Here is a 25,277-nt window from a genome sequence, read left to right on the forward strand (position 1 = left end):
TTCGCGGCGCGCGGCCGTTTAATCCGACGTCATGACCACCGTCTCCAGCAGCGGCGCCACGCCGACCCCGACCCCGACGCCCAGCACGACGAGCGTGACCAAGTCGGCGGCGAGCGCGCTGCTGACCTCGCTCAACACCGGATCTGGCGTCGATACCGACACGCTGGTCACCAGTCTGGTTCAGGCGCAGTTCGCCGCCAAGAATGCGGCGATTACCGCCCGGACCGATAAACTGACCGCGCAATTGTCCGGCGTATCGACGCTGAAGAACATGATCACCGATTTCACCACGGCGCTCGAGACGCTGGTGAAGAGCGGGACGCTCCAGTCGCAGCCGGTCAGCTCCAGCCCGGGCGTGTTGACCGCCACACCGATCACCGGTGCGAAGCTGACGGGGTTCAGCGCCAGCATCGGGGTGGAGCGGCTGGCGACCGGCCAGGCGGCGGTGTCCAAGGCGAGCGTGGCCAGCAAGACCGAGGTCCTGGGATCGGGCACCTTCGTGCTGAAGGTCGGCAGTGCGGTGCTCGATCCTGTCACCGGCGAGATGACGAGTGTGGACGCGGTGGGCGATCCGATCGAGATCGAGGTGAAGGACGCGTCGATCACCACCATCGCCGCCGCGATCAACGCGCGCAAGGCGGGCGTCACTGCGTCCGTCGTCACCGATGCCGATGGCCGCGCCTATCTATCGCTGAAGGGGGACACGGGCAGCGCCAAGGCGTTCACGCTGGAAACGTCGATCGACCCGTCGACCAAGCTGTCGCAGTTCGCGGTCGGCCCGACCGGCAGCGGCATGCAGATCACCAGCACGGCCGGCAACGCCGTGCTGACGGTTGATGGCATTCGGGTGGAGCGCGCGTCCAACACCATCACGGACCTGGTCGAGGGCGTGAAGCTGGACCTGCTGTCGACCTCGACCGCGCCGGTGTCGCTCACCTCGTCCACGCCGACCGCGGCGCTGACCAACGCCGTCGAGGACTTCGTCTTCACCTACAATCAGGTGTTCGCCGAGTTGAAGAAGCAGACGGACCCGATCACGGGCGAACTGCGCAGCGACACCGGCGCCAAGAACATGCTGAGCAGCCTGAAGTCGCTGTCGCTGCGTGACCTCCTGCCGAACGCCGCGCCGGGTACGCCGCGCACGCTCGCCGAGATTGGAGTCGGGACCAACCGCGACGGCACCCTGTCGGTCAGCACCGACCGGCTGACGCAGGCGATCAACCAGTTTCCCGGCGCGCTGGAGGCGATGTTCTCCAACTCGTCCGACGGTACCGGCGCGCTTGCGGCGATGAACTCGATCAAGCTCAATGCCACCAGCACCCTCTATGGCCTGGGTGCGTCGACGACGCGCTACAATCAGGCGAAGAGCGACCTGGTCGATCAGCAGGACAAGCTGACGCTGCAGCAGGAAAAGATGACGACGCGGCTGACCCAGCAATTCGCGTCGATGAACGCGCGCGTTGCCGCCTACAAATCGACGCAGACGTTCATGGAAAACCAGATCAAGGCGTGGACCAAGAGCGATAATTGATGGCCTATGCGTCCGCCCTGTTGCGCGATCCGGCGCAGACGTACCGTCGCATCGACCTGGCCGGCCGTACCGCCAACGCGGATGGCCCCGCGCTGGTGCAGCTGCTCTACGACGAATTGTGCCAGGCGCTGCGCGTGGCGGCTTGGGCGGCGGAGAACCGCAAGTTCGCGGTCAAGAGCGAGCGGGTGACGCGCGCCACCGCGATCCTGTTCGCGTTGGAGGCGAACCTGGATTTCGAGCGTGGCGGCGAGGTGTCCGTGACGCTCGCCCGCCTTTATGGCGGCGCGCGAAAGCAGGTGATCGAGGCGAGCCTTGGCCAGGACGGCAAGCCGTTCCGCGACGTAGCGGATACCCTGTCGGAGATCGCAGAAGCGTGGCGGGCGGCACGCGCGGCCTGACCGGCAGGGGGTGGCCTAGCGCAGCCAGTGCCGTCCGGCGAACCAGGCGACGACCGCGATCGAGATTGCCGCGCACAGCGCGACGATAGCGTTGAAGGCCCAAGGCTCCTTGGCGAGCCACAGACCCTCCACGTTCATGCCGTATAGACCGGTGATGAACGTGAGCGGCAGGAACACCATCGCCGCGATCGAGATCATCAAGCTGCGCTGATCGAGCTGCTCGGCGCGCAGATCGGTCAGCGCCTCGTGCATCAGGCTTGATCGTTCGCGGATTGCCTCCACCTCCTCCGCCATCCGCGCGGCACGATCGGCGGCAGCGAGCAGGTGGGCGCGGTCATCGGGCTGCAACCAGTCGCCGTCCATCTTCGCCATCTGCTCCAGCGCGGCGCGCTGCGGGTTGAGGAAGCGCCGGTAATTGATCGCTTCCACCCGGACCCGCGTGACGTTGCGGCGGAGGGCGAACACCTTCTTGGCGTCGAGCTGCTGCTCGCAATCGTCGAGATCGTCGCCGAGATCGGCGACTACCGGGTCGAGATCGCCAGTGATGGCCGTTGCGAAGGCTGCGATCAGGTCACCGGGGTCGCGCACCCGGCCGCCCGCCACGTCGCGTTCGACCACGTCGGTCGCCAAGAGATGCTTTCGCGTGACCGAGATCACACGCCCCCTGGTGGCCCAGATCCGAACCGAGGCCAGCATGTCGGAGGAATCGAGCTCCTCGTCGGTGCGGCCGCGCAGGTTCAGGAAGGCGCCCTCGTCGATCGCATCGCACCGCGGACGCGTTTCCTGCGCCGTCAGCGGATCGACGATATAGTCGGGCAGCCTTGCCTCATCACGCAGCCACGCCTGCGCATGTTCCGCCGTATCAGTAAGGTGCACCCACACCATCGGGGCATCGCTGGCCAGCGCGTCGCGGACCGAAACCTTCTCCGCCTTGTCAGCACCGACGCGATAGCCAAAGCCGCTCACGCCATTCTCACATCGACGGTAAGGCCGGGAAGATCGATCGGCGGGACGGCGCACGGCAGCCGGTCGGCATCGGCGCGGGCACGATCGAGAATCGCCGACGGCACGTTCGCGCCGTGAGTCACCCGATCGGCATTGGCCAGCAGCCGCGCCTGGCGTAGCGTCAGATCGTCGGGTTCGGGGGAGGTGAGGACCATGCGCTCGACACGACGTTCCCCGCCATCGGAAGGTTCCCGCGTGGGTGGTAGTGCCTGATCATCGGCGAAGTCGCGCAGCACATCGAGCGTTCCGCCGGGCGCGAGTGCCGCAGCGATGGCCCGGCGCCGGGCGGTGGCATCCGGAAAGCGCCCGCGCCACACGCCGCGCGCCGCGTACAGGGCGTCCGCCAGCCGGCCAAGGTTCATCGGTAGCAGCGCCTCCAGCCGCTGGCGCAGCGCCGCCGCCAGCCCGGCCGATGCGCCGCCCGTCCCGATCGCCACCAGGACCGGGTTGCGATCGACGATCGCCGGCAGGGTGAAGTCGCACAGCTCGGGGCGATCCACCGCGTTGACCAGGATGCCGCGCGCCTTCAGCCGCGCGACGGCCGGCTCATCATCCACGACGATGGCCAGTCGCGGATCGTCGCCAGGCGATGCCGGACGCTCGTTCTCGGTCAGAATGACGGCGCCGGCACGCTCCAGCAGCCGCCTTTTGGCCGCTGCGGCCTCCCCATCGCCCACCAGAATCACCGCCCGGCCGTTCAGCCGGACGAAGATCGGCAGGCTGTGGAGCGTCACAGCCAGTCCGGCACGCGCTCGGCAGCGAGGATCGTCTCGGCCGAAATCCGGTCCGCCACGACGGCGTACCGATCGCCGTCGACCAGCACCTCGGGCACCAGCGGGCGCGAATTGTAGGTCGACGCCATGGTCGCGCCATAAGCGCCCGCCGTGCGGAAAACGGCCAGAGCGCCGGACTTTACCAGATCGATCTCGCGGTCGCGGGCGAACGTGTCACCCGTCTCGCATACGGGCCCCGCGATATTGGCGACCATCCGCTCACCCGTGGGATGAACGGCCGCGAAATCATGCCAGGCATCGTAGAGGGCCGGGCGGGCCAGATCGTTCATCGCCGCATCGACGATGACATAAGGGTTGGTGACACCCGGCTTCACCCAGATGACTTCGGTCAACAGCACGCCGGCATTGCCCGCGATGACACGGCCAGGCTCGAACATCAGCGTCACGTCCCAGTCGCGCGTGATGCGTGCGACCATCGCGCCGAAATCGGCCGGGTCGGGCGGCACGTCGCCGTCCTTGTAGGTGACGCCCAGGCCGCCACCGAGATCGACATGAGTGATCGTGTGCCCGGCGGCGCGCAGCTCGGCGACGAAGGCGCCGATCCGCTCAAAGGCCGCCTCGAGCGGTGCGAGGTTCAGCAGCTGCGAGCCGATGTGGATCGCGACGCCGCGCAGGTTCAGCCCGTCGAGCTGCGACAGCCGGCCGAAGATGCCCGCGGCCTCGTCGATCGCGACGCCGAACTTGTTCTCGCGCTTGCCGGTCGAGATCTTGGCGTGGGTGCCAGCGTCGACGTCTGGATTGACGCGCAGCACCGCGCTGGCCGTCTTGCCGCGCGCTGCCGCCAACTCTGCCAGGACGACGCCTTCCTCTTCCAGCTCGATATTGAACTGGCCGATGCCGGCCTCGATCCCCTTGACCAGCTCCGCACGTGTCTTGCCGACGCCGGAGAAGACGATGTCCTTTGCCGGCATCCCCGCGGCGAGCGCGCGCGCCATTTCACCGCCGGACACCACGTCGGCGCCATAGCCTTCACTCGCCAGTACCTTCAGCACGGCGATGTTCGGGTTCGCCTTGATGGCGTAGGCGAGATGGACCCTCGCCACGTCTTTCAGGCCATCACGGAAGCGGCGGGCCTGGGTGCGCAGGGTGTTGGCGGAATAGACATAGACCGGCGTGCCCACCTCTGCAGCAATGCGCGAGAGCGGGACGGCTTCACAGTGAAGCTCGCCGTTGACGAGTGCGAAATGATCCATTGCTTACCTTGGCGGGAGGTCGAATTCGTCGCTGCGGCGCTGTTCTGAATTGCGCAGCACTTCGTCGCTGCGGCCGGGACGGGCTTGCGGCGAGGGGGTGAGAAGGTCGGCCGGGGTTGGCGTGGCGGTCGCGCCATAAGGAGCGACGGGCAGATGTTCTCCCTCCGCCGGCCGCAACCCGCGCGACGAGCCACAGGCCGCCAGCAGGAGTGTGCCGGCGAGGAGAACGACTGCCTTCATGCCAATGCCTCGCGTGCTTCACGGATCGCGGCGCGCACATCGTCGGGTGCGGTGCCGCCGAAACTGGTTCGGCTGGCCACCGACGCATCGACCGACAGCACGTCATAGACGCGCGCGTCGATCCGCGGATCGATGGCGGTGAGATCCTCGATTGGCAGCTGGTCGAGCCGGACGCCCGTCGCTTCCGCCCGGGCGACCGCGCGGCCGGTGATGTGGTGCGCCTCGCGGAAGGGAATACCCGCCTCGCGCACCAGCCAGTCGGCAAGATCGGTGGCGGTGGCAAAGCCGCTTTCCGCCAGCGCGCGCATGCGATCGGTGCGGAAGGTCGCGCTTTCGACCATGCCGGTCATCGCCGCGAGGCAGAGGCCGAGCAGGTCGTGGCATTCGAACACCGGCGGCTTGTCGTCCTGCATGTCCTTTGAATAGGCCAGCGGGAGCCCCTTCATCGTCACCATCAGGCTGACGAGGCAGCCGGTGATCCGCCCAGCATGGCCGCGCACCAGCTCGGCCGCGTCGGGATTGCGCTTCTGCGGCATGATCGAGCTGCCGGTCGACCATTGGTCGCTGAGCGCGACGAAGCCGAACGGCTGCGAGGCCCAGAGGACGAACTCCTCCGCCAGCCGCGACAGGTGAAGCGCGCATTGCGCCGCGCAGGTCAGGTACTCGATTGCGAAATCGCGATCCGAGACGGCGTCGAGCGAGTTGCGCGTCGGCCCATCGAAGCCGAGCACCGCCGCGGTGGCATGACGATCCACCGGGAAGCCGGTGCCGGCAAGCGCGGCCGAGCCGAGCGGCGACAGGTTCATCCGCACCCGCGCGTCTGCAAAGCGGCTGACGTCGCGGCGCGCCATTTCGACATAGGCCATCAGATGATGGCCCAACGTCACCGGCTGCGCCGACTGAAGGTGCGTGAAGCCAGGCATCACGCTGGCTGCATGTTCCTCGGCGCGGTCGAGCAAGGCGCGCTGGAAGGCAGTGAGCGCGGCGAGCGTCTGATCGATCGCGTCGCGCACCCACAGGCGGAAATCGGTCGCCACCTGATCGTTACGGCTGCGCGCGGTGTGCAGCCGCCCGGCGGTGGGGCCGATCGCGTCGGCCAGCCGCGCCTCGGTCTGCATGTGGATGTCTTCGAGCGCGAGATCCTCGGCAACGCCAGCCTGTTCGTAATGTGCCTCGACCGTCTCGAGCCCGCGCGCGATCGCCGCGGCGTCATCGGCGCCGATGATGCCCTGTTTCGCGAGCATCGCGACATGCGCCTGGCTGCCGCGGATGTCCTGCCGCCACATTCGCTTGTCGAAGGGTATGGAGGCATTTATCTCGCGCATGACCGCGGCCGGCCCTTCGGCAAATCGTCCGCCCCACATCTGGTTGGAACCGCTCATGTCATCGCGCTCGGGAACTGTCTTTCTCCTTGCGGCTGCGCTCGCAGCCTCGGCTTGCGATAAGCAAACGCCCGCCGGTGAGCAAGCGAACGTCGCAGGGGCGAGCAACGCCAGTCCCGACGAAGTTTCCCCGGACGGAGCGGTCGGCAGCAAGTCAGCCGCCAGCGTCGCCGGTAAGATCGACCGCACGCATCAGGGCGAAGCAGCCCCGTCGGTGACCTTCTTCGATGCCGCGGGCAAGAAGACGAGCCTCGCCGATTTCCGCGGCAAGCCGGTGCTGCTGAACCTGTGGGCGACGTGGTGTGCGCCGTGCATCAAGGAGATGCCGAGTCTGAATGCCGCCGCCGCGATCGCCGGAGACAAGGTGCATGTGCTCGCGGTCAGCCAGGACATGCAGCGCGAGAAGGTCGCCCCCTTCTTCGCCGAGCAGCGGCTGACGCGGCTGGTGCCCTATGTCGATCCCGAGCTCGGCCTGAGCCTGGCCTACAAGGCGAACCTGCCGATGACGATCATGCTCGACGCTAACGGGCGCGAGCTGTGGCGGGTCAGTGGCGCGCGTGACTGGGCCGATGCGGAATCGACGGCGTTGATCGCGGCGAGCTGATCCGACCTGCGGTCAGGGCAGGAGCAGCGAGGCGTCACCGTAGGAATAGAAGCGGTAATCGTGCGCGATGGCATGCGCATAGGCCGCCTGCATCCGCTCCAGCCCCATCAGCGCCGATACCAGCATGAACAGGGTCGAGCGCGGGAGGTGGAAGTTGGTCAGGAGGCCGTCGATCCCGCGGAAGCGGTAGCCGGGCGTGATGAAGATCGATGTGTCGCCTTCGAACGGCCGGATCGTGCCGTCCGCATCGGTGGCGCTTTCGATCAGGCGAAGCGACGTGGTGCCTACGGCGATTACTCGCCCGCCGGACGCGCGGACCGCGTTCAACCGATCGGCGGTCGGCGCGTCGATCCTGCCCCATTCCGCATGCATCTGGTGATCGGCGGTGTCCTGCGCCTTCACCGGAAGGAAGGTGCCCGCGCCGACATGCAGCGTGAGCGTGGTGTGGGCGATCTTTGCTGCGTCCAGCGCCGCGATCAGGTCAGGCGTGAAATGCAGCGCGGCGGTGGGCGCGGCGACGGCGCCGGCTTCGCGCGCAAACATCGTCTGGTAATCATCGGCATCGCGCGCATCGGTGGGTCGCTTGGCCGCAATATAGGGTGGCAGCGGCATTCGGCCGGCACGTTCCAGCAGCAGTTCGACCGGCTCCTCGCCGGCGAAGTCGAGCGCGAAGCTTCCGTCCTGCGCGCGATCGCTCGCGGTGGCCGAAACGTCTGCGCCGAAATCGATCGTGTCGCCGGGGCGAAGCCGCTTGGCGTTGCGGATGAAGGCGCGCCAGCGACGCGGCCCCTCGCGCTTGTGCAGCGTGGCGCCGATCCGCGCCTCGCCGCGCGTTCCTTCGAGCTGGGCCGGGATCACGCGCGTATCGTTGAAGACCAGAATGTCGTTGGCGCGCAATTCGCTGGGCAGATCCGCCACGATCCGGTCGCGGGTTGCGGCGCCGTCTAGCACGAGCAGGCGCGCGGAATCGCGCGGTGCCGCCGGCCGAAGCGCGATCCGTTCCGGTGGAAGATCGAAATCAAAAAGGTCGACGTTCATATCTGGCGGCGCTGTCCAACATGGCGGGTGGCGGCGATCATGGCCGCCTGACGAGCCGCACGCCGGCGCGGCATGGCCGGCAGCAGCTTCGCCGCCCGCCTATGCCGGCCATCGGCCAGAAGGCAAGGGGCGGCGGCTCAGCTCAGGCTGCGGGCGCCGCGCACCAGCCGGCCGGGTGTGCGGCCGGTCCATTCGCCGCGGGCGAAGGTCGGCACGCCGGACTTCACCGTCCATTTGTAGCCGCGCGGCTGTTGCAGGAGGCGGGTGCCGCCGGCGGGCAGATCCTGCACGATCTCGGGCGGGGCGAGCGCGAGGTCGTCGAGCGCGATGACGTTCAGATCGGCGAGATAGCCGGGTGCCAGAACCCCGCGATCGTGCCAGCCGACGTGCGCGGCGTTCTTCTGCGTGTAGCCGTGGACCAGCGATTCGATCGGCGTGCTGAGGCCGGCCTTGTTGCCACGTGACCAGAGCGCGAGCGTGGTGGTGGGGAAGCTGCCGTCGCAGATCGTGCCGCAATGCGCGCCGCCGTCGGACAGGCCGTAGAGCACATGATTGCCGGTCATCATGCCGTGTACGTCGTCGAGGTTGCCGCGGGCATAGTTGATCAGCGGCATGTAGAGGAGGCGGCGGCCGCCTTCCTCCATCAGTGCGTCATAGACATAGGCGGCGGGATCGACGCCGGCGCGGGCGGCCTCGGCGGCGATCGACTGGCTTTCGTGCGGTTCGTAATCGACCGGATCGGTCATCCGGAACATGCGCGAAAAACCGCGTGTGATCAGCGCGAGAAAGCCTTCGCTGGCGTGGAAGCCGGCATGTTCGGCGAGGATTGCCGAGCGCACGTCCGGATCGGCCAGCGCCTCCAGCCGCGCGTCGACGCTGGCGCTTTGCGCGGCGATGCGGCGGTAGGTGGGGGCGACGACGAAGGGGTTGGTGGTGGAGGCGAAGGAGAGGATCGCGCCGATCGGGCGGGGGGCGACCTGTGCGCTGACGGGGAGGCCGTCGGCGACCATCTGATCGATCTCGCGATAGATGCTTTTCCACCGGTCGGGCGCGTCGTCGGTCTGCTGCACGGTGAAGGAGACTCGGCGGCCGCTGGTGGTGGCGAGGCGGCGGATCAGCTGGAGTTCGGCGGCGGCGAAATCATCGTCGGCGGTGAGATAAGCGTCGGAAATCAACTGGATGACGCCCTTCCCCGTCTGCCGCAGCGCGGCGGCGATGCCGAGCAGTTCGGGATCCTCCGCGGTCAGCGTGCCGATGTTGAGGCCATCGCGGCTGCGGTGCGCATGGGTGCGCGAGGTGGAGAAACCGAGCGCGCCGGCCTCCATCGCCTCGGCGGTGAGGGTGGCCATGCGATCGACCTCGCCCTGCGTCGGGCGGGCCAGATGGTCGCCGCCGCGGTCGCCCATGACGTATGCGCGAAGTGCTGCATGGGGCATGTGGGCGCCGAGATCGATGGTATATTCACGCTCGCTCAAGGCATTGAGATAATCGGGAAAACTTTCCCAATTCCACGTCAGCCCCTCCGCCAGAGCGGTGCCGGGAATGTCCTCCACCCCCTCCAGAAGCTGGATCAGCCAGTCGTGCTTGTCGGCGCGGGCGGGGGCGAATCCGACGCCGCAATTTCCCATCGCGGCGGAGGTGACGCCGTTGATCGAGGAGGGGGCGAGAATCTGGTCCCAGGAGACCTGGCCGTCGTAATGGGTGTGGATATCGACAAAGCCGGGGGTGACGATGCAGCCGTCGGCGTCGATGGTTTCGCGTGCCGTTCCAGACACTTGGCCGACCGCGACGATCCGGTCGCCCTGCACCGCGACATCGCCGCGGAAGCGAGGGGCGCCGGTGCCATCGACGACCGTGCCGTTCTTCACCAACAGATCGAACATATGGCCTCTCCTGGAATTGTAATGGGGTCAGTCCGGCCTGTTGCCGGAGAACATTGGCCTGTCTGCGGAGACGATTGGCCACGTCTGACACGGGGCCGGCCTCATCGCGGCAGACCGAGAAGAGTGGCTGCCTGTTCGGGCGTGGCGATCGGGCGGTCGGCCTGTTTCGCCAACGCAAAGACCTCTGCGATCAGCTCGAGATTGCTTGGGCGACGCTCGCCGCCGAAATCCTCCAGCCCGACGCGGACATGGCCGCCGCGTTCGATCGCCAGCTTCGCCAGACCGGTTTCGACGACGCAATCGCCGATCGCGGCGACGGCCCAGGGAAGCGACGAGCCCTCCAACATTTCGAGATAGGCATCGAGCGCCTTCTCCGTCGGCGGAAGCCCGAATGTGACGTTGCTGCGCTTGCCGTCGAGGAAATTGTAGCGGCCGCCGAAATAGAGCTTCACGAAGGTGCCGGCGGGGAGGCGGCCGGCCTGTTCATAGGCCAGCGTGGTGCGCAGCCAGCCGGGTTCGTAGATGGCGATCGCCGGGCCGAGGCGCTCCTGTTCGTGGAGATCGGCGAGCCAGGCGATGTCGCGATAGGTGGTGGCGTAAAGGACCGAGGCACCGGGCAGGCCGTCGGGGCCGTGGGTGCCGAGGTTGACCGAGCCGGGATCGAACGCGCCCATGCGAACGCCGGCGCGGGCGAGGCCGCGGTAATGGCCGAAGCGCGCCTCCACATCGGGGCCGGTGGCGACGGTGCCCCAGAGGATCGCGTCGGGGCGCGCGGCCAGCACGGGGGCATAGGCCGCCATATAGCGATCGACCGCGGCGTCGCCGGTCATGTCCATCCGCTCGATATGCGTGTGGACGATCGCGGCGCCCGCCTCCATCGCAGCCAGCGCCTCGCTGGCGAGTTCGGCCGGGCTGACCGGCACGTTGGGATTGCGCGATTTCGGCGTCGCGCCGTTCAGCGCGGCCTCGATGATGAGCGGCGGCATGTCAGGCGGCGACCGCCTCTTGCAAGGGGGCAGGCGCCGGCTGGCGTCCGCGGATCAGCTTGCCGGGAAGGGCGTCGGTGGGTTCGCCATCCCGGTAGATCACCTGGCCCGACTTGATCGTCGCAACATAGCCCTTCGCCTTTTGCATCAAGCGGCGGGCGCCGGTGGGCAGGTCGTAGATCATGTACGGCTTGCCGAGTTCGAGCTGGTCGAAATCGATGACATTGACGTCGGCGAGATAGCCGGGCGCGAGCAGGCCGCGGTCCGCAAGCCCGACGGCGAGCGCGGTGTCGCGGGTCTGCTGCTTCACCGTGTCGGCGAGGTCGAGCAGAGGCCCGCGCGTGCGATCGCGGCACCAGTGGGTCAGCATGAAGGTGGGCAGGCTGACGTCGCAGATCGCGCCGACATGCGCGCCGCCGTCCGACAGGCCCGAGAGCGTGTTGGGATTGGTGATCATCGCGTGGACGTTGTCGAGATTGCCCTCGACGTAATTGTGCATCGGGAAGAACAGGAAGGCGCGGCCCTCGTCCTCGAGCAAAGCATCATAGACGAGTTCATCGGGGTGGACGCCGAGCCGCTCTGCCTCCGCCGCGAGGCTGGTCGAGGGATCGGGTTCATAGTCCACGCGGTCGGTGATGCGGAACATCTTGTGCTGCGCGCCGGCGACCGAATTGACGAAGGGATGATCCTTCATCGGTGCCTCGGCGATGAGGCGGGCGCGGAACTCGGGATCGCGCATCCGGGCGACCTTCTGGTCGAGCGGCAGATCGGCGATCTCGCGGTAGCTGGGCCGGCTGATGAAGGGGTGGACCGAGCCTTGCAGGCCGAGCATCAGCCCGACCGGGCGGCCGGCGATCTGCGCCTTCAGCGGATAGCCTTCCGCGACGGCGGCATCGAGGCGCTGGGTCAGTTCGCGCCACTGGTTGGGCACGACATCGGCCTGGACCATCGAGAAGCTCAGCGGCTGGCCGGCGATCTTCGTGAGGTCGCGGACGAGGCTGAACTCCTCGTCCATTTCCTGGAAATCGGAGACCCATTGGAGGACGCCCGAGCCGGCGTCGGCGATGCCGCGGGCGATCGCCTCCATCTCCTCGCGCGCGGCGCGCACGGTGGGGGTGAGATCGCCGTCGGCAGTGCGGTGGACCATCGTGCGGGTGGTGGAGAAGCCAAGCGCGCCGGCGCGGATCGCCTCCGCGGTGAGGCGGCGCATTTCCTCATTCTCCTCCGGCGTCGCGGGATCGCGGTTAGCGCCGCGTTCGCCCATCACGTACACGCGAAGCGCGCCGTGCGGCACCTGGACGGCGACGTCGATGTCGTGCGGCAGCTTGTCGACCGCATCCATATATTCGCCGAAGCTTTCCCACTGCCACGACAGCCCTTCGTGCAGCGCGGCGCCGGGAATGTCCTCCACGCCCTCCATCAGGCGAATCAGCGTGTCGTGATCCTGCGGGCGGACGGGGGCGAAGCCGACGCCGCAATTCCCGACGACGACGGTGGTGGCGCCGAGCGTCGAGGACGGGTCCATCCGCGAGGCCCAGGTGATCTGGCCGTCATAATGGGTGTGGATATCGACCCAGCCGGGGGTGACGAGCTTTCCCGTGGCGTCGATTTCGCGGCGGGCCGGGCCGCTAACCGTTCCGATCGCGACGATGCGATCGCCGGAAATCGCCACATCGCCGCGGGTGGGGGCCGCGCCCGATCCATCGACGATCGTGCCGCCCCGAATGATCAGGTCGTACATCGTGCCTCTCCATTTTTACGTCTTTTGCCGGCGATGGTGACTTCGCGGCGGCGGTGAGGCAAGGAGATTCGAACGAGTGACTTAGGAGTGGGTGATGGCGACGACAGCAGCGGCGGCAAGAAACGAGCAGGCGGGCGCGCAGGCAAATGCCCCGTCCGGCGACAGTGCGACGCTGGAGCGGCTGCTGCGCGAGCGGCGTTCGGTGCGCGGGTTCAAGCCCGATCCGGTGCCCGCCGAACTGCTGGAGCGGGTGATGGAGATGGCGCAGCTGGCGCCGTCCAACTGCAACGTCCAGCCGTGGACCGCGCATGTCGTGTCGGGGGCGTCGGCGGAGCGGATGCGCACCGTGCTGCACGATGCGGCCAAGAGCGGCACCAAGATGACGCCTGATTTTCCGCTGACCGGCGCCTATCCGGGCCATTATCGCGGGCGGCAGATCGATGCGGCCAAATCGCTGTTCGCGGCGACCAATGTGGCGCGCGAGGATGTCGCGGCGCGGACCGAATCGTTCCTGCGCAATTTCCGCTTCTTCGACGCGCCGCACGCCATGTTCCTGTTCATCCCGGCCTGGGCGGGGATGCGCGAGGCGGCCGATTGCGGCATGTATGCGCAGTCGTTCATGCTGGCGCTGACCGCCAATGGCCTGGCATCGTGCGCGCAAGGGGCGCTGAGCCACCATGCCGAGATCGTGCACCGCGAACTGGGGGTCGGCGATGACCACAAGCTCCTGTTCGGCATCGCCTTTGGCTATGAGGATCCGGCGCATCCGGCGAACAGCGCGCGCACCGTGCGCGACAAGGACCATGTGCTGCACGGCTGATCGCCGACAGGATCGCGCGCCGCACGGCTGATCCGCCAGACGTGATCGCCGGCGCTTGCGCGCATCCGCACTTTCCCCAGGCGCGACAAGAGACTATGCCCGCCCCCAGTTCCATGACTCCAGCAAGCCCCCTTTTGCCGCCTGCCGACTGGCGGGACTTCCTCGCGCTGACCAAGCCGCGCGTGCTGACCCTGGTGGTGTTCACCGGGCTGTGCGGCATGCTGGCGGCGCCAGTGACGATCCACCCGGTGCTCGGCTTCACCGCGATCCTGTGCATCGCGCTGGGCGCGGGCGCGGCGGGGGCGCTCAACCAATGGTATGAGGCGGACATCGATGCGGTGATGAAGCGCACGATGGGCCGGCCGCTGCCCGCCGGGCGGATGGATCGCCAGTCGGCGTTGCATTTCGGGGTCGGGCTGGGCGCGTTTTCGGTCATCCTGATGGGGCTGGCGCTGAACGTCGCGGCGGCGGCGATCCTGACCATCTCCATCCTGTTCTATGTCCTGATCTATACCGTCTGGCTGAAGCGTCGGACGCCGCAGAACATCGTCATCGGCGGGGCGGCGGGCGCGTTTCCGCCGCTGATCGGCTGGGCCGCGGCGACGGGCGATGTCGCGCTGCTGCCGCTGCTGTTGTTCATGTTCGTGTTCCTGTGGACGCCGCCGCATTTCTGGGCGCTGGCGCTGTTCGTGAAGACCGACTACGCCAATGCCGGCGTGCCGATGCTGCCCGTGGTGGCGGGCGAGAAGGTGACGCGGCACCAGATCGGCCTCTACACCATCCCGATGGCGATCGTGGCGGTCGCGCCGTGGCCGCTGGGGCTGACCGGCGCGATCTATGGCGTGGTGTCGAGCGTGATGACGGCGTGGTTCGGCGTGCTGGCATGGCGCGTCGCGCGGCGCACCACGGCCGCGGACGACAAGATGCTGCCCGAAAAGGCGCTGTTCAAATTTTCCGTATTGTACCTGTTTGTGGTGTTTGGCGCGCTTGTCGCCGATCGGTGGATTGCATGATTGATGATCGGGATCTGATCCGGCGCCGGCAGAAAAGCCGTGCGGTCGTGATGGCGGTGTTGCTGGGCGCGTTCGTGGTGCTGGTGTTCGCCATTTCCATCGTGAAGATCAGAGAGGGTCTCGCGCACTGATGTTGGCACGTATTTCGGGCAAGGGGCGGACCGCTGCCTTTGCCGTGCTTGGCCTCCTGTTCATGACCGGTCTCGCCTTCGCCAGCGTGCCGCTGTACCGCCTGTTCTGCCAGGTGACCGGGTTCAACGGCACCACGCAGCGCGGGCTGGAGGCGCCGGGCGCCGTCGCTGGCGAGATGAAGATCGACTTCGACGCCAACACCAACGGCAAGCTGCCGTGGCGCTTCACGCCCGAACAGCCCAACCAGCGGGTGGTGATCGGCGCGCGCAACATGGCGTTCTTCACCGCCACCAACCGCGCCGCCGTGCCGACCACCGGCACCGCCACGTTCAACGTGACGCCGGGGCAGGCGGGGCAATATTTCACCAAGATCGAATGTTTCTGCTTCACCGAACAGACGTTGAAGCCCGGCGAGACGATGCGGATGCCCGTCATCTATTTCGTCGATCCGAAAATCCTTGAGGATCCCGACACGCGGGATATCGAGACCATCACGCTCAGCTATACGTTTTACCCGGTAGATTCGGGCAAGCCGTCCAGCTAAGCGAACGCAAAACACAGGGTACCAACAGGGGAAGAGCCCGATGGCCGGCGCCAAGAACCACGATTACCACATTCTCCCACCCGATCCCTGGCCGATCATCAGCTCCTTCTCGGCGCTGGCGATGGCGGCTGGCGGCATCATGTGGATGCACGGAGGCCATGTCGACAAGCCGAACGGCGGCGGCTGGCTGTTCTTCGCCGGCCTGGCGGCCGTGCTGTTCTCGATGTTCTGCTGGTGGCGCAACGTCATCCGCGAAGGCCGCGCGGGCGATCACACGCCGGTCGTGCAGCTGCATTTCCGCTATGGCATGATCCTGTTCATCGCCTCCGAGGTGATGTTCTTCGTCGGCTGGTTCTGGGCCTATTTCGATTTCGCGCTGTTCCCCGATGCGATCGTCTTCGTCGACGGCGCGGTGGAGCGCGTGACCGAGGGTGCGGCGCTGGCCGCGCAGTGGCCGCCCAAGGGCATGGAGGTGATCAACGCCTTCGAACTGCCGCTGCTCAACACGCTGATCCTGCTTTTGTCGGGCACCACCATCACCTGGGCGCACCATGCGCTGATCCACAACCAGCGTGGCGGCGAGAAGACCGGCCTGTGGGGCATGATCGGCGTCGGCAACCGCGACGGCGTGCTGAAGGGCCTGTGGGTCACAGTCGTCCTCGGCCTGATCTTCAGCATGATCCAGGCTTATGAGTACATGCACGCGCCGTTCCCGTTCAAGGGACTGAACTATGGCGCGGCGTTCTTCATGGCGACCGGTTTCCACGGTTTCCACGTCATCGTCGGCACGATCTTCCTGATCGTCTGCCTGATGCGCGCCTATAAGGGCGACTTCACGCCCAAGGCGCATTTCGGGTTCGAAGCGGCCGCCTGGTACTGGCACTTCGTCGACGTGGTGTGGCTGTTCCTGTTCGTCTCGATCTACATCTGGGGCGGCTGGGGCGCACCGGTCCACGGCTGACCGACGACCCGATCCACTGGATCGACAAGCAAGCGGGCGTGGCTCCACCGGAGCCGCGCCCGTTCGCGTTTGGGGATGCCACCAGCCCCGCCATGCGATGTGACCTTGCCAGCGGGGGCGGCGGCAGGGCAGGGCGGGCGGCATGAGGCGGCTGCCAATCCTTCCCACCATCATCGTCGCGCTGGCGGTTGCCACGATGATCGGCCTTGGCCTGTGGCAGTTGCGCGTGCGCCTGCCGCAGAAGGAGGCGCAGCTGGCGCAGCTCGCCGCCAACCCGTCGCGGCCGGCGGTGCCGTTTCCGCGCAGCCCGGACGATTCGCTGCTGTTCCGCGCCAGCGTCGCCGAATGCGCGCAGGTGACCGGGATCACCCGCGCAGGCGCGGGCAATGCGGGCTATCGCCTGATCGCCACTTGCCTGACGCCGGGCGGGGGCGTGCCGATCAAGGTGCAGCTGGGCACGACTCGCGACCCGACGAAGATGGTCGAATGGGGCGGGGGCATGGTGCGCGGCTGGATCAGCCATGCGCCCGACCAGACGCCGCTGATCGCCACGCTGTTCCGCGCAGCGCCCAAGGAAATGCTGCTGGTGGCGGCCGAGCCCGCCGCGGGGCTGACCGCCAACAGCCGGCCGGACATCGGCCTCGTCCCCAATAATCACCTGGCCTATGCCGGGCAATGGTTCTTCTTCGCAGCGGTCGCCGCGTTGATCTACCTCGTCGCGCTGCGCCGGCGGCTGGCGAGCCGCGCCTGACCCGGCCACGCCGCTGACCGACAGCGCGTAGCTGAGCTAGGCGGCCGGCAAGGAGGGCGCGGTTGCGAGGGGGCGGTCGCCGGGCTAACGCGCACGTCCATGCGGTACATCAGCACTCGCGGGGCAGCCCCTACGCTCGACTTTCGCGGCGCGACGCTGGCGGGGCTCGCGTCGGACGGCGGGCTGTACGTGCCCGATCACTGGCCGACGCTGAGCGCCGACGAGATCGCGGGGCTGGCCGGCCTGTCCTATGTCGATACCGCGGTGGCGGTGATGGCGCCGTTCATCGGCGACTCGCTGAGCCGGGACGAGCTGCGCGCGCTGTGTGAGCAGGCCTATGGCCGCTTTTCGCACGCCGCGGTCACGCCGCTGCGCCAGCTGGACCACGACCAATGGGTGCTGGAGCTGTTTCACGGCCCGACGCTGGCGTTCAAGGACGTGGCGCTGCAGCTGCTGGGTCTGTTGTTCGAGCGGTTCCTGAAGGATGACGATGGCGCGCCGCTGACCATCGTCGGCGCGACCAGCGGCGATACCGGGTCGGCGGCGATCGATGCCGTTGCCGGGCGCGAGAAGATCGACATCTTCATGCTCCACCCCGCCGGCCGCGTGAGCGACGTTCAGCGCCGGCAGATGACGACGGTGCGCGCGCCCAACGTCCACAATATCGCGATCCGCGGCGATTTCGACACGGCGCAGGCGCTGGTGAAGGCGATGTTCAACGACCCCGCCTTTTCCGGGCGATTCCGGCTGAGCGCGGTCAATTCGATCAACTGGGCGCGGCTGATGGCGCAGGTGGTCTATTATTTCTACGCCGCCGTTCGCCTGGGCGCGCCGGGGCGGCCGATCGCGTTCAGCGTGCCGACGGGCAATTTCGGCGATGTCTTTGCCGGCTATGTCGCGGCGCGCATGGGCCTGCCGATCGAGCGGCTGATCGTCGCCACCAACGTCAACGACATCCTTCACCGCGCGCTGTCCGCCGGGGATTATTCCTCCGCCACGGTGGTGCCGACCGCCACGCCGTCGATGGATATCCAGGTGTCGTCCAATTTCGAGCGGTTGCTGTTCGACCTGGGCGATCGCGACGGTGCGGCGCTGGCGGCGCAGATGCAGGGGTTCGAGGCGTCCAGGGCGATGCGGCTGACCAATGCGCAGCATGGCGGCGCGGCGGCGCATCTGGCGAGCGCGAGCGTCGATGCCGACGGCATGGCGCTGGCCATGCGCTGGGCGCATGAACATGCCGGCGAGCTGATCGACCCGCATACCGCGATCGCGCTGTCGGCCGCGCGCAGCGCCGCGTTCGATTGCCCGACGGTGACGCTGGCGACCGCGCACCCGGCCAAATTCCCCGAGGCGGTGGAGCGGGCGACGGGCCTCAGCCCCGCATTGCCGGCGCGGGTCGGCGACCTGTTCGAGCGCGAGGAGGCGTTCGTGACGCTGGATGCTACCTTTGACGCGGTGAGTGCCTATATAGCCGAGCGCGCGACTCCGCGTTCCTGACCCTTCTGCCGTTCGCATGTTGAAGGGGCGTGCCAGCCACGCTCCGATCGGCTGCGTGCCACGCGGGGTCTGCCCGAACCGCAAAGTCGAAGCGCGCCCTTACGTTCGCAGGATTCATTGATGCCATCCCCCCGCCGTACCTTCGCGATCATCTCGCACCCTGACGCCGGCAAGACGACGCTGACCGAAAAGCTTCTGTATGTCGGCGGCGCGATCCACCTGGCGGGCGAAGTGAAGGCGCGGGGGCAGAACCGGCGCGCGCGATCGGACTGGATGAAGATCGAGCAGCAGCGCGGCATCTCCGTCACGTCCTCCGTCATGACGTTCGAGAAGGACGGCGTGTTCTTCAACCTGCTCGATACGCCGGGCCACGAGGATTTCAGCGAGGACACGTATCGCACGCTGACCGCGGTCGATTCGGCGGTGATGGTGATCGACGCGGCGCGCGGCATCGAGGCGCAGACGCGCAAGCTGTTCGAGGTGTGCCGCCTGCGCAATGTGCCGATCATCACCTTCGTCAACAAGGTCGATCGCGAGGGGCGGCCGGTGTTCGAGCTGCTCGACGAGATTGCCGACATGCTGGCGCTGGACGTGTGCCCGATGAGCTGGCCGGTCGGCATGGGCGGCACGTTCCAGGGCGTGCTTGACCTGAAGACCAACCGCATCAGCCGCCCGGATGGCGACAGCCGCACGTTCCAGGGGCGGGTCGAGGATGCGCCCGAACTGCCGCCCGAGATCGCCGAGGAGATCGAGCTGGCGCAGGCGGGCTATGCCGCGTTCGACCCCGAGGCGTATCGCGCCGGCGACCTGACGCCGGTCTATTTCGGGTCGGCGCTGAAGGATTTCGGCCCCGCCGAGCTGATCGCCGCGCTGGCCGAATACGCGCCGCCGCCGCGCCCGCAGCCGGCGGAGCCCGCGCCGGTGCAGCCCGACGAGAAGGACGTCACCGGCTTCGTCTTCAAGGTGCAGGCCAATATGGACCCGCAGCACCGCGACCGGATCGCGTTCATGCGGCTGTGCTCGGGCACGTTCAAGCGCGGCATGAAGCTGACCCCGACCGGGCATGGCAAGCCGATCGCGGTCCATTCGCCGATCCTGTTCTTCGCCCAGGATCGCGAGATCGCCGACGAGGCGTTTCCGGGCGACATCATCGGTATTCCGAACCACGGCACGTTGCGCGTCGGCGACACGCTGAGCGAGAAGCCGGGGGTGCGGATCACCGGCCTGCCGAACTTCGCGCCGGAAATCCTGCGCCGCGTGGCGCTGAAGGATCCGACCAAGACCAAGCAGTTGCGCAAGGCGCTAGATGACCTCAGCGAAGAGGGCGTGATCCAGGTGTTCTATCCCGAGATCGGATCGAACTGGATCATCGGCGTGGTCGGGCAGCTTCAGCTGGAAGTGCTGCTGTCGCGGCTGGAGGCGGAATATAAGGTCGCCGCCAATCTGGAGCCCTCGCCGTTCGACACCGCGCGCTGGATATCCTCGGACGATCCCGCCGCGCTGAAGGAATTCACCGATCTGAACCGCGGCGCGCTGGCCAAGGATCGCGACGGCAATCCGGTGTTCCTGGCGAAGAGCGCGTGGGAAGTCGGATATATCGCCGATCGTTATTCCAAGGTCACCTTCGCGGCGACTCGCGAGCGGTGACAGGCGCCGCTCATCCCGCGCGGGATGACGGTGGACGCTGGATAGAGTAGGATATGGCCATGGCCGAACGCTTTGAACGACATCGCCAGCCGTGGAAGCCGGACGAAATCCAGAAGCTGCACACGCTGGCCAAGAAGGGCATGGCGCTGAAGGCGATCGCCAAGGCGCTGACCCGTAGCGAGGAATCGGTGAAGGAGCAGGCGAAGCGCGACGGATTGTCGATCGCCAAGCTGCACTGACCGGACGTGACCGCGCAGGATTATGACGCCATCGTGCTGGGGGCCGGCGCGGCGGGGCTGATGTGTGCCGCGGTCGCCGGGCAGCGCGGGCGGCGCGTGCTGGTGATCGACCATGCCGAAAAGGCCGGGAAGAAGATCCTGATTTCCGGCGGCGGGCGGTGCAATTTCACCAACATCGGTACCGCGCCCGACCGTTTCCTGTCGGCCAACCCGCATTTCGCGCGATCGGCGCTGGCACGCTACACGCCGGCCGACTTCCTGGCGCTGGTCGAGCGATATGGCATCGCCTGGCACGAAAAGACGCTGGGGCAATTGTTCTGCGACGGTTCCGCGCGGCAGATCGTGGCGATGCTGCTGGAGGAATGCGCCAGGGGCGGGGTCGATTTCGCGCTTGGCCGGCCGGTCGGCGGGGTCGAGCATGGGGCTGACGGGTTTCGCGTGGCGATCGGCGGGGGACGGGACGTTCCGGTCACGGCACGCGCGCTGGTGGTGGCGACCGGGGGGCCGTCGATCCCGAAGATGGGCGCGACCGGCTTTGCCTATGACCTGGCGCGGCAGTTCGGGATGAAGGTAGTGGAGCCACGCCCGGCGCTGGTGCCGCTGACGTTGGGCGGGGACGATCCGTTTCGCGCGCTGGCGGGTGTCGCGACCCCGGTCGTGGCGCGCGCGGGCAAGACCGCGTTCCGTGAGGCGATGCTGTTCACGCACCGTGGGCTGTCGGGGCCGGCGATCCTTCAGGTGTCATCCTATTGGCGGCATGGCGACCCGATCATCGTCGACCTCGTCCCCGATCGCGGGGAGGGCTGGCTGCGCGAGGCGAAGCGGGCGACGCCGCGCGCCGGCGTCGGCAAGCTGCTCGCCGGGGCGTTGCCGCAGCGGCTGGCGGATGCGTTGGCGGAGATGCTGGGGCTGCGCGGGGAACTGGCCAATTTGTCCGACGCGAAGCTGGCGGCGGCGGAGCAGGCGCTGGCGGCATGGCGTTTCGAGCCCAATGGCAGCGAGGGGTTCGCCAAGGCGGAGGTGACGGTGGGCGGGGTATCGACCGCGGACCTTTCGTCACAGACGCTGGAATCGCGCAAGGTGCCGGGGCTGTATGTGATCGGTGAGGCGGTGGACGTCACCGGATGGCTGGGCGGGTATAATTTCCAATGGGCCTGGGCGAGCGGCTGGGCGGCGGCGCAGGCGCTTTGACCCTGATGCTGTGATCCTGATGCCGTGATCCGGGACGTTCCGGGCCGGGACGTGGCGCGCGCCCGCTAAGTGCGGGCGCGTATTGCTGATGCCATACACCATCGGCTAGACCGATCGACGATTATCCCGGGAAAACATGATGAAGCTGGTTCGCGGCGCGTGGAAATTGCTGGTCGGCATCAAGGACGCGCTGGTGCTCGTCGCGATGCTGCTGTTCTTTGCGCTGCTGTTCGCGGCGCTGAATTCGCGGCCGAGCGCGCCGTCGATCAAGGACGGCGCGCTGGTGCTGGCGCTGAACGGCCCGATCGTCGAGCAGCCCCAGGAAGTGGACCCGCTGGCATTGGTGTCTGGGCAGCAGATCGGGCAGCAATATCGGCTGCGCGACGTGGTGCGCGCGATCGACGCGGCGAAAGACGACGCGCGGGTCAAGGCGATCGTCCTTGACCTCGACCGGTTCGGTGGCGGCTATCCCGCGACGCTGGCCGAGGTTGCCGATGCGCTGCTGCGCGCGCGGCAGGCGGGGAAGCCGGTGCTGGCATTTGCCACTGCCTATACCGATGGCGGCTATCGCCTGGCGGCGGCGGCGAGCGAGATCTGGACAGCGCCGCTGGGCGGGATCGCGCTGTCCGGTCCGGGCGGCAGCCGGCTGTACTACAAGGGGCTGATCGACAAGGTGGGCGTCGACGTCCACGTGTTCCGCGTCGGCAAGTTCAAGTCGGCGGTCGAGCCCTATACCCGTACCGACGAGAGCGCGGAATCGCGCGCGGCGTCGGAGGCGCTGTACGGATCGCTGCTGGACCAGTGGAAGGACGGCGTCGCCCGCGCCCGGCCAAAGGCGCAGATCGCCCGCTGGCTGGAGCAGCCGGCCGAGCTCGCCCGGGCGGCACAGGGCGACATCAGCAAGGTGGCGCTGGCGACCGGCATGGTCGACAAGATCGGTGATCGCCTGGCGTTCGGCCGCCGCGTCGCCGAGCTGGCGGGTACCGAGAGCGGCAAGCCCGCCGGCTGGTTCAACCAGATCAAATATGCCGCCTATGTCAGCGCCAATCCGGCGCCCAATGGCGGCGAGATCGGCGTCGTGACGGTGGCGGGCGAGATCGTCGACGGCAAGGCCGCGCCGGGCACCGCCGGCGGCGAGACGATTTCCAAGTACATCCTCGACGGGCTGGCGCAGAACAAGCTGAAGGCGCTGGTCGTCCGGGTCGATTCGCCGGGCGGGTCGGTGATGGCGTCCGAGCAGATCCGCGCCGCGGTGCTGCAGGCCAAGCGGCAGGGGCTGCCGATCGTCGTGTCGATGGGCGGGCTGGCTGCGTCGGGCGGATATTGGGTATCGACCCCGGCCGACGTGATCTTTGCCGAGCCGCAGACGATCACCGGATCGATCGGCATTTTCGGCCTCGTCCCGACATTCGAGCAAACGCTGGCCAAGATCGGCATCACCACCGATGGCGTGAAGCTGACGCCGCTGGCCGGGCAGCCGGACCTTCTGGGTGGGTTGAACGAGCAGACCGACATGGTGCTGCAATCGACCATCGAGCATGGCTATCGCGAGTTCGTGCGGCTGGTGTCGCAATCGCGCAAGCTGCCCGTCGCGCGGGTCGACGAAATCGCGCAAGGCCGCGTGTGGGATGGCGGCACGGCGCGGCAGATCGGGCTGGTGGATCGCTTCGGTTCGCTGAACGACGCGATCAAGGAAGCGGCGCGCCGCGCGAAGCTGGACCCCGACACGGCCAAGCCCAATTACCTGGAGAAGAAGCCGACCTGGGCGAGCCAGATCGTGCAGCAGATCGGCAGCCGCGAGGAGGACAGCGGCGCCGCGCCGGCCGACGCCTTTGCGCGCATCGGCTGGGTCCAGCGCCAGGCGATGGCGCAGGCGGCGGGCGACCTGCGGCGGCTGGCCGCGGGCGGCGGCGTGCAGGCGCGCTGCCTGGAGTGCGGCGGGCTGGGGCCGCAGCAGGCGACGGCGAGCGACGCACGGCTGATGGACCTGCTGCTGGCGCGGCTGGGTCTGTGATCGTTGGCCCTGTAACCATGATGGGTGCGGCGCTGTTGCTGGTGCAGGCGGCGGCGCCCGCCGGCGGCGCGCCGGAGCCGGCCGCGGCAGTGACGGTGCAGGCGGCCTCGCCGCGCAGCCTGTCGGGACGGTTCACCTGCGGTACCGTGACCTATGAGTTGCAGCTGACCGCCGCGCCGGCGACGGGCAATCCGGTGATGCTTGACCGGCTGACGGCGGGCGGCAAGCTGGTCGATGCCGGCGTGCTGGCGGAGGTGCGGCGGATGGCGGCGCGACTGGCCGATGCGCAATCGCTGGACGTCCGCTGCCGCAGCGACGGCACCGGCGAGCTCAGCATCTATGGCACGCAAGGCGTCGCCGGTGCCGCACCGCGACGCGCGCGGCTGCGCGGCATCCTGGAGGGTGGGCGGATCAGCGCGCTGACGGTCGCGGTCCAGCGGTGACGCTGGCGATCCGCGCGGCGCGGCCGGGAGACGCCGCTGCGGTCGCCGCCATCTACGCCCCCTTCGTCACCAGTGACGTCGTGTCGTTCGAGACCGAGGCGCCTGACGAAGCGCAGATGGCGCTGCGCATGACGGGCACGGACGGGCTGTATCCCTGGCTGGTGGCGACGGTGGCCGGGCCGGCGGGCGAGACGGTCGCTGGCTATGCCTATGCCGGCCGGTTCCGCGAGCGCGCGGCCTATCGCCATGTGGTGGAAACGTCGATCTACCTGTCACCCGAGGCGCGCGGGCGCGGCATCGGTCGGCGGCTGTACCAGGCGCTGCTGGAGACGCTGCGCGCGCAGCATTTCACCCAGGCGATGGGGGTCATCACGCTGCCCAACGAACGGTCGGTGCGGTTGCACGAGGCGGTCGGATTTCGCCCCGTCGGCGTGCTGGAGGCGGTGGGCCACAAATATGGCCGCTGGATCGACGTCGGCCTGTGGCAATGCGCGCTGGGCGAGCGCGATGCGCCTGCCGCCGACATATTGCCGTTCACCGAGGTCGGGGTGCGGTTGCCGGGGGGCGGCAACTGAGGATCAGCGCCGGCCGCGATAGGCGGGAAGGTGGATCTGCCAGTGGATCGCCGCGGCGCGCAGCGCGAAGCCGGCAGAGGCGGCGATCATCGCCGCTGCCCAACCGGGGAGCGCGACATAGGTGAGGCCGACGTAGAGCGCGGCGGCGAGCGCGGCAGCCGTCACATAGAGTTCCGGCCGCATCAGGATCGAGGGTTCGTTGGCCAGCACGTCGCGGATGATGCCGCCGACGCAGCCGGTGACCACTCCCATCACAAAGGCCGGAACCGGCGGCACGCCATAGCCGATCGCCTTGGCCGCGCCGTAGACGGCATAGGCCGCCAGCCCCACCGCATCGAACCAGTCGAGCGCCTGGCCGCGCCACCAGCGTTCGGGCGTGACCCAGATCAGCAGGCCGACGCCAAGGCAGACGGTGGAGGCGCGGCTGTCGACGATCCAGAACACCGGCGCGCCGATCAGGAGATCGCGCATCGTGCCCCCGCCAACCCCGGTGATGAGGGCAAAGAAGAGCAACGTCACCAGCGTCTGCGCGCGTCGCGCCGCGGCCAGCGCACCCGAGGCGGCGAATACGGCGAGCCCCGCCAGGTCGAACCAGGCGGCAAAGGCGGGAAGGATCGTGTCGCTTTCCATGATCGCGCGGGTGCTAGCAGAGGGC

The 25,277-nt window shown here is 67.9% G+C and carries 26 protein-coding genes; 16 read left to right on the forward strand and 10 right to left on the reverse strand.

The window, feature by feature from the left end; all coding sequences use genetic code 11:
* Positions 1 to 31: 31 nt before the first annotated feature.
* Entirely contained in the window at positions 32 to 1,531 is a 1,500-nt protein-coding gene (gene fliD / locus CA236_RS00875) for a flagellar filament capping protein FliD (protein WP_125944176.1), read from the forward strand.
* A complete protein-coding gene (gene fliS / locus CA236_RS00880) occupies positions 1,531 to 1,929 on the forward strand; it encodes a flagellar export chaperone FliS (RefSeq protein WP_125944177.1) in 399 nt (132 codons plus the stop codon). Before fliD ends, fliS begins: the two co-directional genes overlap by 1 nt.
* 15 nt (positions 1,930 to 1,944) lie before the next feature.
* On the opposite strand, the gene CA236_RS00885 is transcribed toward fliS, so the two are convergent.
* From CA236_RS00885 to argH, 5 genes are read right to left on the reverse strand one after another with little or no spacing between them, the layout of a single operon-like run.
* Positions 1,945 to 2,895 (reverse strand): CorA family divalent cation transporter, encoded by a 951-nt coding sequence (locus CA236_RS00885; RefSeq protein ID WP_125944178.1) that lies wholly within the window; start codon positions 2,893 to 2,895, stop codon positions 1,945 to 1,947.
* Positions 2,892 to 3,668, reverse strand: a complete 777-nt coding sequence (locus tag CA236_RS00890) for an NAD(P)-dependent oxidoreductase (protein WP_125944179.1) — start codon at positions 3,666 to 3,668, stop codon at positions 2,892 to 2,894. The genes CA236_RS00885 and CA236_RS00890 overlap by 4 nt, the downstream gene beginning before the upstream one ends.
* The gene (gene lysA, locus CA236_RS00895; protein WP_125944180.1) at positions 3,665 to 4,921 is read right to left on the reverse strand and encodes a diaminopimelate decarboxylase; all 1,257 of its coding nucleotides are present in this window, start codon (positions 4,919 to 4,921) and stop codon (positions 3,665 to 3,667) included. Before lysA ends, CA236_RS00890 begins: the two co-directional genes overlap by 4 nt.
* A 3-nt stretch (positions 4,922 to 4,924) precedes the next feature.
* Positions 4,925 to 5,161 carry a hypothetical protein gene (locus CA236_RS00900; RefSeq protein ID WP_046407832.1) on the reverse strand — a complete coding sequence of 79 codons (237 nt, stop codon included), beginning with the start codon at positions 5,159 to 5,161 and terminating at the stop codon, positions 4,925 to 4,927.
* On the reverse strand, positions 5,158 to 6,525 hold the full coding sequence (argH, locus tag CA236_RS00905) for an argininosuccinate lyase (protein ID WP_125944338.1): 1,368 nt from the start codon (positions 6,523 to 6,525) through the stop codon (positions 5,158 to 5,160). Before argH ends, CA236_RS00900 begins: the two co-directional genes overlap by 4 nt.
* Positions 6,526 to 6,541: 16 nt before the next feature.
* On the opposite strand from argH, the gene CA236_RS19235 reads away from it, so the two are divergent.
* Positions 6,542 to 7,147: a TlpA disulfide reductase family protein gene (locus CA236_RS19235; RefSeq protein ID WP_046407835.1), complete on the forward strand. Its 606-nt coding sequence runs from the start codon at positions 6,542 to 6,544 to the stop codon at positions 7,145 to 7,147.
* A 12-nt stretch (positions 7,148 to 7,159) separates the two neighbouring features.
* Here the strand turns inward: CA236_RS19235 and queA are convergent, their stop codons facing one another.
* The 4 genes from queA to CA236_RS00930 form a co-directional block, all read right to left on the reverse strand.
* Positions 7,160 to 8,185, reverse strand: coding sequence for a tRNA preQ1(34) S-adenosylmethionine ribosyltransferase-isomerase QueA (gene queA, locus CA236_RS00915; protein ID WP_125944181.1), 1,026 nt, complete (start codon positions 8,183 to 8,185; stop codon positions 7,160 to 7,162).
* Positions 8,186 to 8,322: 137 nt separating this feature from the next.
* A complete protein-coding gene (locus tag CA236_RS00920) occupies positions 8,323 to 10,068 on the reverse strand; it encodes an amidohydrolase family protein (RefSeq protein ID WP_125944182.1) in 1,746 nt (581 codons plus the stop codon).
* A 101-nt stretch (positions 10,069 to 10,169) separates the two neighbouring features.
* Positions 10,170 to 11,054: a 3-keto-5-aminohexanoate cleavage protein gene (locus tag CA236_RS00925; protein WP_125944183.1), complete on the reverse strand. Its 885-nt coding sequence runs from the start codon at positions 11,052 to 11,054 to the stop codon at positions 10,170 to 10,172.
* Between the two features lies 1 nt (position 11,055).
* Positions 11,056 to 12,795, reverse strand: coding sequence for an amidohydrolase family protein (locus tag CA236_RS00930; RefSeq protein ID WP_125944184.1), 1,740 nt, complete (start codon positions 12,793 to 12,795; stop codon positions 11,056 to 11,058).
* A gap of 94 nt (positions 12,796 to 12,889) precedes the next feature.
* Between CA236_RS00930 and CA236_RS00935 the strand changes: the two genes are divergently transcribed.
* From CA236_RS00935 to CA236_RS00990, 13 genes are all read left to right on the forward strand, one after another.
* Positions 12,890 to 13,615 (forward strand): nitroreductase family protein, encoded by a 726-nt coding sequence (locus CA236_RS00935; protein WP_082102720.1) that lies wholly within the window; start codon positions 12,890 to 12,892, stop codon positions 13,613 to 13,615.
* A 113-nt stretch (positions 13,616 to 13,728) separates the two neighbouring features.
* Positions 13,729 to 14,628 carry a heme o synthase gene (locus tag CA236_RS00940; protein WP_125944185.1) on the forward strand — a complete coding sequence of 300 codons (900 nt, stop codon included), beginning with the start codon at positions 13,729 to 13,731 and terminating at the stop codon, positions 14,626 to 14,628.
* Positions 14,625 to 14,759 carry a hypothetical protein gene (locus CA236_RS19240; RefSeq protein ID WP_269430559.1) on the forward strand — a complete coding sequence of 45 codons (135 nt, stop codon included), beginning with the start codon at positions 14,625 to 14,627 and terminating at the stop codon, positions 14,757 to 14,759. Before CA236_RS00940 ends, CA236_RS19240 begins: the two co-directional genes overlap by 4 nt.
* Complete coding sequence (locus CA236_RS00945; protein WP_046407844.1) at positions 14,759 to 15,304, forward strand: cytochrome c oxidase assembly protein; 546 nt, start codon at positions 14,759 to 14,761, stop codon at positions 15,302 to 15,304. The genes CA236_RS19240 and CA236_RS00945 overlap by 1 nt, the downstream gene beginning before the upstream one ends.
* A gap of 40 nt (positions 15,305 to 15,344) precedes the next feature.
* Complete coding sequence (locus tag CA236_RS00950; protein ID WP_046407846.1) at positions 15,345 to 16,265, forward strand: cytochrome c oxidase subunit 3; 921 nt, start codon at positions 15,345 to 15,347, stop codon at positions 16,263 to 16,265.
* A 142-nt stretch (positions 16,266 to 16,407) separates the two neighbouring features.
* Positions 16,408 to 17,016 carry an SURF1 family cytochrome oxidase biogenesis protein gene (locus CA236_RS00955; protein WP_125944186.1) on the forward strand — a complete coding sequence of 203 codons (609 nt, stop codon included), beginning with the start codon at positions 16,408 to 16,410 and terminating at the stop codon, positions 17,014 to 17,016.
* A 99-nt stretch (positions 17,017 to 17,115) separates the two neighbouring features.
* Positions 17,116 to 18,513, forward strand: a complete 1,398-nt coding sequence (thrC, locus tag CA236_RS00960) for a threonine synthase (protein ID WP_046407849.1) — start codon at positions 17,116 to 17,118, stop codon at positions 18,511 to 18,513.
* Positions 18,514 to 18,633: 120 nt separating this feature from the next.
* Positions 18,634 to 20,160 carry a peptide chain release factor 3 gene (locus CA236_RS00965; RefSeq protein WP_046407851.1) on the forward strand — a complete coding sequence of 509 codons (1,527 nt, stop codon included), beginning with the start codon at positions 18,634 to 18,636 and terminating at the stop codon, positions 20,158 to 20,160.
* A gap of 59 nt (positions 20,161 to 20,219) precedes the next feature.
* Complete coding sequence (locus CA236_RS00970; RefSeq protein ID WP_046407892.1) at positions 20,220 to 20,399, forward strand: hypothetical protein; 180 nt, start codon at positions 20,220 to 20,222, stop codon at positions 20,397 to 20,399.
* 6 nt (positions 20,400 to 20,405) lie between these two features.
* Entirely contained in the window at positions 20,406 to 21,590 is a 1,185-nt protein-coding gene (locus CA236_RS00975) for an NAD(P)/FAD-dependent oxidoreductase (protein WP_125944187.1), read from the forward strand.
* A 139-nt stretch (positions 21,591 to 21,729) separates the two neighbouring features.
* Complete coding sequence (gene sppA / locus CA236_RS00980; RefSeq protein ID WP_125944339.1) at positions 21,730 to 23,604, forward strand: signal peptide peptidase SppA; 1,875 nt, start codon at positions 21,730 to 21,732, stop codon at positions 23,602 to 23,604.
* On the forward strand, positions 23,601 to 24,047 hold the full coding sequence (locus CA236_RS00985; RefSeq protein ID WP_164518808.1) for a hypothetical protein: 447 nt from the start codon (positions 23,601 to 23,603) through the stop codon (positions 24,045 to 24,047). Before sppA ends, CA236_RS00985 begins: the two co-directional genes overlap by 4 nt.
* A complete protein-coding gene (locus CA236_RS00990) occupies positions 24,044 to 24,622 on the forward strand; it encodes a GNAT family N-acetyltransferase (RefSeq protein WP_241212447.1) in 579 nt (192 codons plus the stop codon). The genes CA236_RS00985 and CA236_RS00990 overlap by 4 nt, the downstream gene beginning before the upstream one ends.
* Before the next feature lie 3 nt (positions 24,623 to 24,625).
* On the opposite strand, the gene CA236_RS00995 is transcribed toward CA236_RS00990, so the two are convergent.
* Positions 24,626 to 25,252 (reverse strand): TRIC cation channel family protein, encoded by a 627-nt coding sequence (locus CA236_RS00995; RefSeq protein WP_046407856.1) that lies wholly within the window; start codon positions 25,250 to 25,252, stop codon positions 24,626 to 24,628.
* Positions 25,253 to 25,277: the final 25 nt, after the last annotated feature.

It is taken from the genome of Sphingomonas sp. ABOLG (genome assembly GCF_003950435.1).
Lineage (GTDB): Bacteria > Pseudomonadota > Alphaproteobacteria > Sphingomonadales > Sphingomonadaceae > Sphingomonas > Sphingomonas panaciterrae.

Coding starts and splice junctions, on each gene's coding strand:
- fliD (WP_125944176.1), top strand. CDS start 32: ATGACCACCGTCTCCAGCAGCGGCGCCACGCCGACCCCGACCCCGACG.
- fliS (WP_125944177.1), top strand. CDS start 1,531: ATGGCCTATGCGTCCGCCCTGTTGCGCGATCCGGCGCAGACGTACCGT.
- lysA (WP_125944180.1), bottom strand. CDS start 4,921: ATGGATCATTTCGCACTCGTCAACGGCGAGCTTCACTGTGAAGCCGTC.
- CA236_RS00900 (WP_046407832.1), bottom strand. CDS start 5,161: ATGAAGGCAGTCGTTCTCCTCGCCGGCACACTCCTGCTGGCGGCCTGT.
- argH (WP_125944338.1), bottom strand. CDS start 6,525: ATGTGGGGCGGACGATTTGCCGAAGGGCCGGCCGCGGTCATGCGCGAG.
- CA236_RS19235 (WP_046407835.1), top strand. CDS start 6,542: ATGTCATCGCGCTCGGGAACTGTCTTTCTCCTTGCGGCTGCGCTCGCA.
- queA (WP_125944181.1), bottom strand. CDS start 8,185: ATGAACGTCGACCTTTTTGATTTCGATCTTCCACCGGAACGGATCGCG.
- CA236_RS00920 (WP_125944182.1), bottom strand. CDS start 10,068: ATGTTCGATCTGTTGGTGAAGAACGGCACGGTCGTCGATGGCACCGGC.
- CA236_RS00925 (WP_125944183.1), bottom strand. CDS start 11,054: ATGCCGCCGCTCATCATCGAGGCCGCGCTGAACGGCGCGACGCCGAAA.
- CA236_RS00930 (WP_125944184.1), bottom strand. CDS start 12,795: ATGTACGACCTGATCATTCGGGGCGGCACGATCGTCGATGGATCGGGC.
- CA236_RS00935 (WP_082102720.1), top strand. CDS start 12,890: ATGGCGACGACAGCAGCGGCGGCAAGAAACGAGCAGGCGGGCGCGCAG.
- CA236_RS00940 (WP_125944185.1), top strand. CDS start 13,729: ATGACTCCAGCAAGCCCCCTTTTGCCGCCTGCCGACTGGCGGGACTTC.
- CA236_RS19240 (WP_269430559.1), top strand. CDS start 14,625: ATGATTGATGATCGGGATCTGATCCGGCGCCGGCAGAAAAGCCGTGCG.
- CA236_RS00945 (WP_046407844.1), top strand. CDS start 14,759: ATGTTGGCACGTATTTCGGGCAAGGGGCGGACCGCTGCCTTTGCCGTG.
- CA236_RS00950 (WP_046407846.1), top strand. CDS start 15,345: ATGGCCGGCGCCAAGAACCACGATTACCACATTCTCCCACCCGATCCC.
- CA236_RS00955 (WP_125944186.1), top strand. CDS start 16,408: ATGAGGCGGCTGCCAATCCTTCCCACCATCATCGTCGCGCTGGCGGTT.
- thrC (WP_046407849.1), top strand. CDS start 17,116: ATGCGGTACATCAGCACTCGCGGGGCAGCCCCTACGCTCGACTTTCGC.
- CA236_RS00965 (WP_046407851.1), top strand. CDS start 18,634: ATGCCATCCCCCCGCCGTACCTTCGCGATCATCTCGCACCCTGACGCC.
- CA236_RS00970 (WP_046407892.1), top strand. CDS start 20,220: ATGGCCGAACGCTTTGAACGACATCGCCAGCCGTGGAAGCCGGACGAA.
- sppA (WP_125944339.1), top strand. CDS start 21,730: ATGAAGCTGGTTCGCGGCGCGTGGAAATTGCTGGTCGGCATCAAGGAC.
- CA236_RS00995 (WP_046407856.1), bottom strand. CDS start 25,252: ATGGAAAGCGACACGATCCTTCCCGCCTTTGCCGCCTGGTTCGACCTG.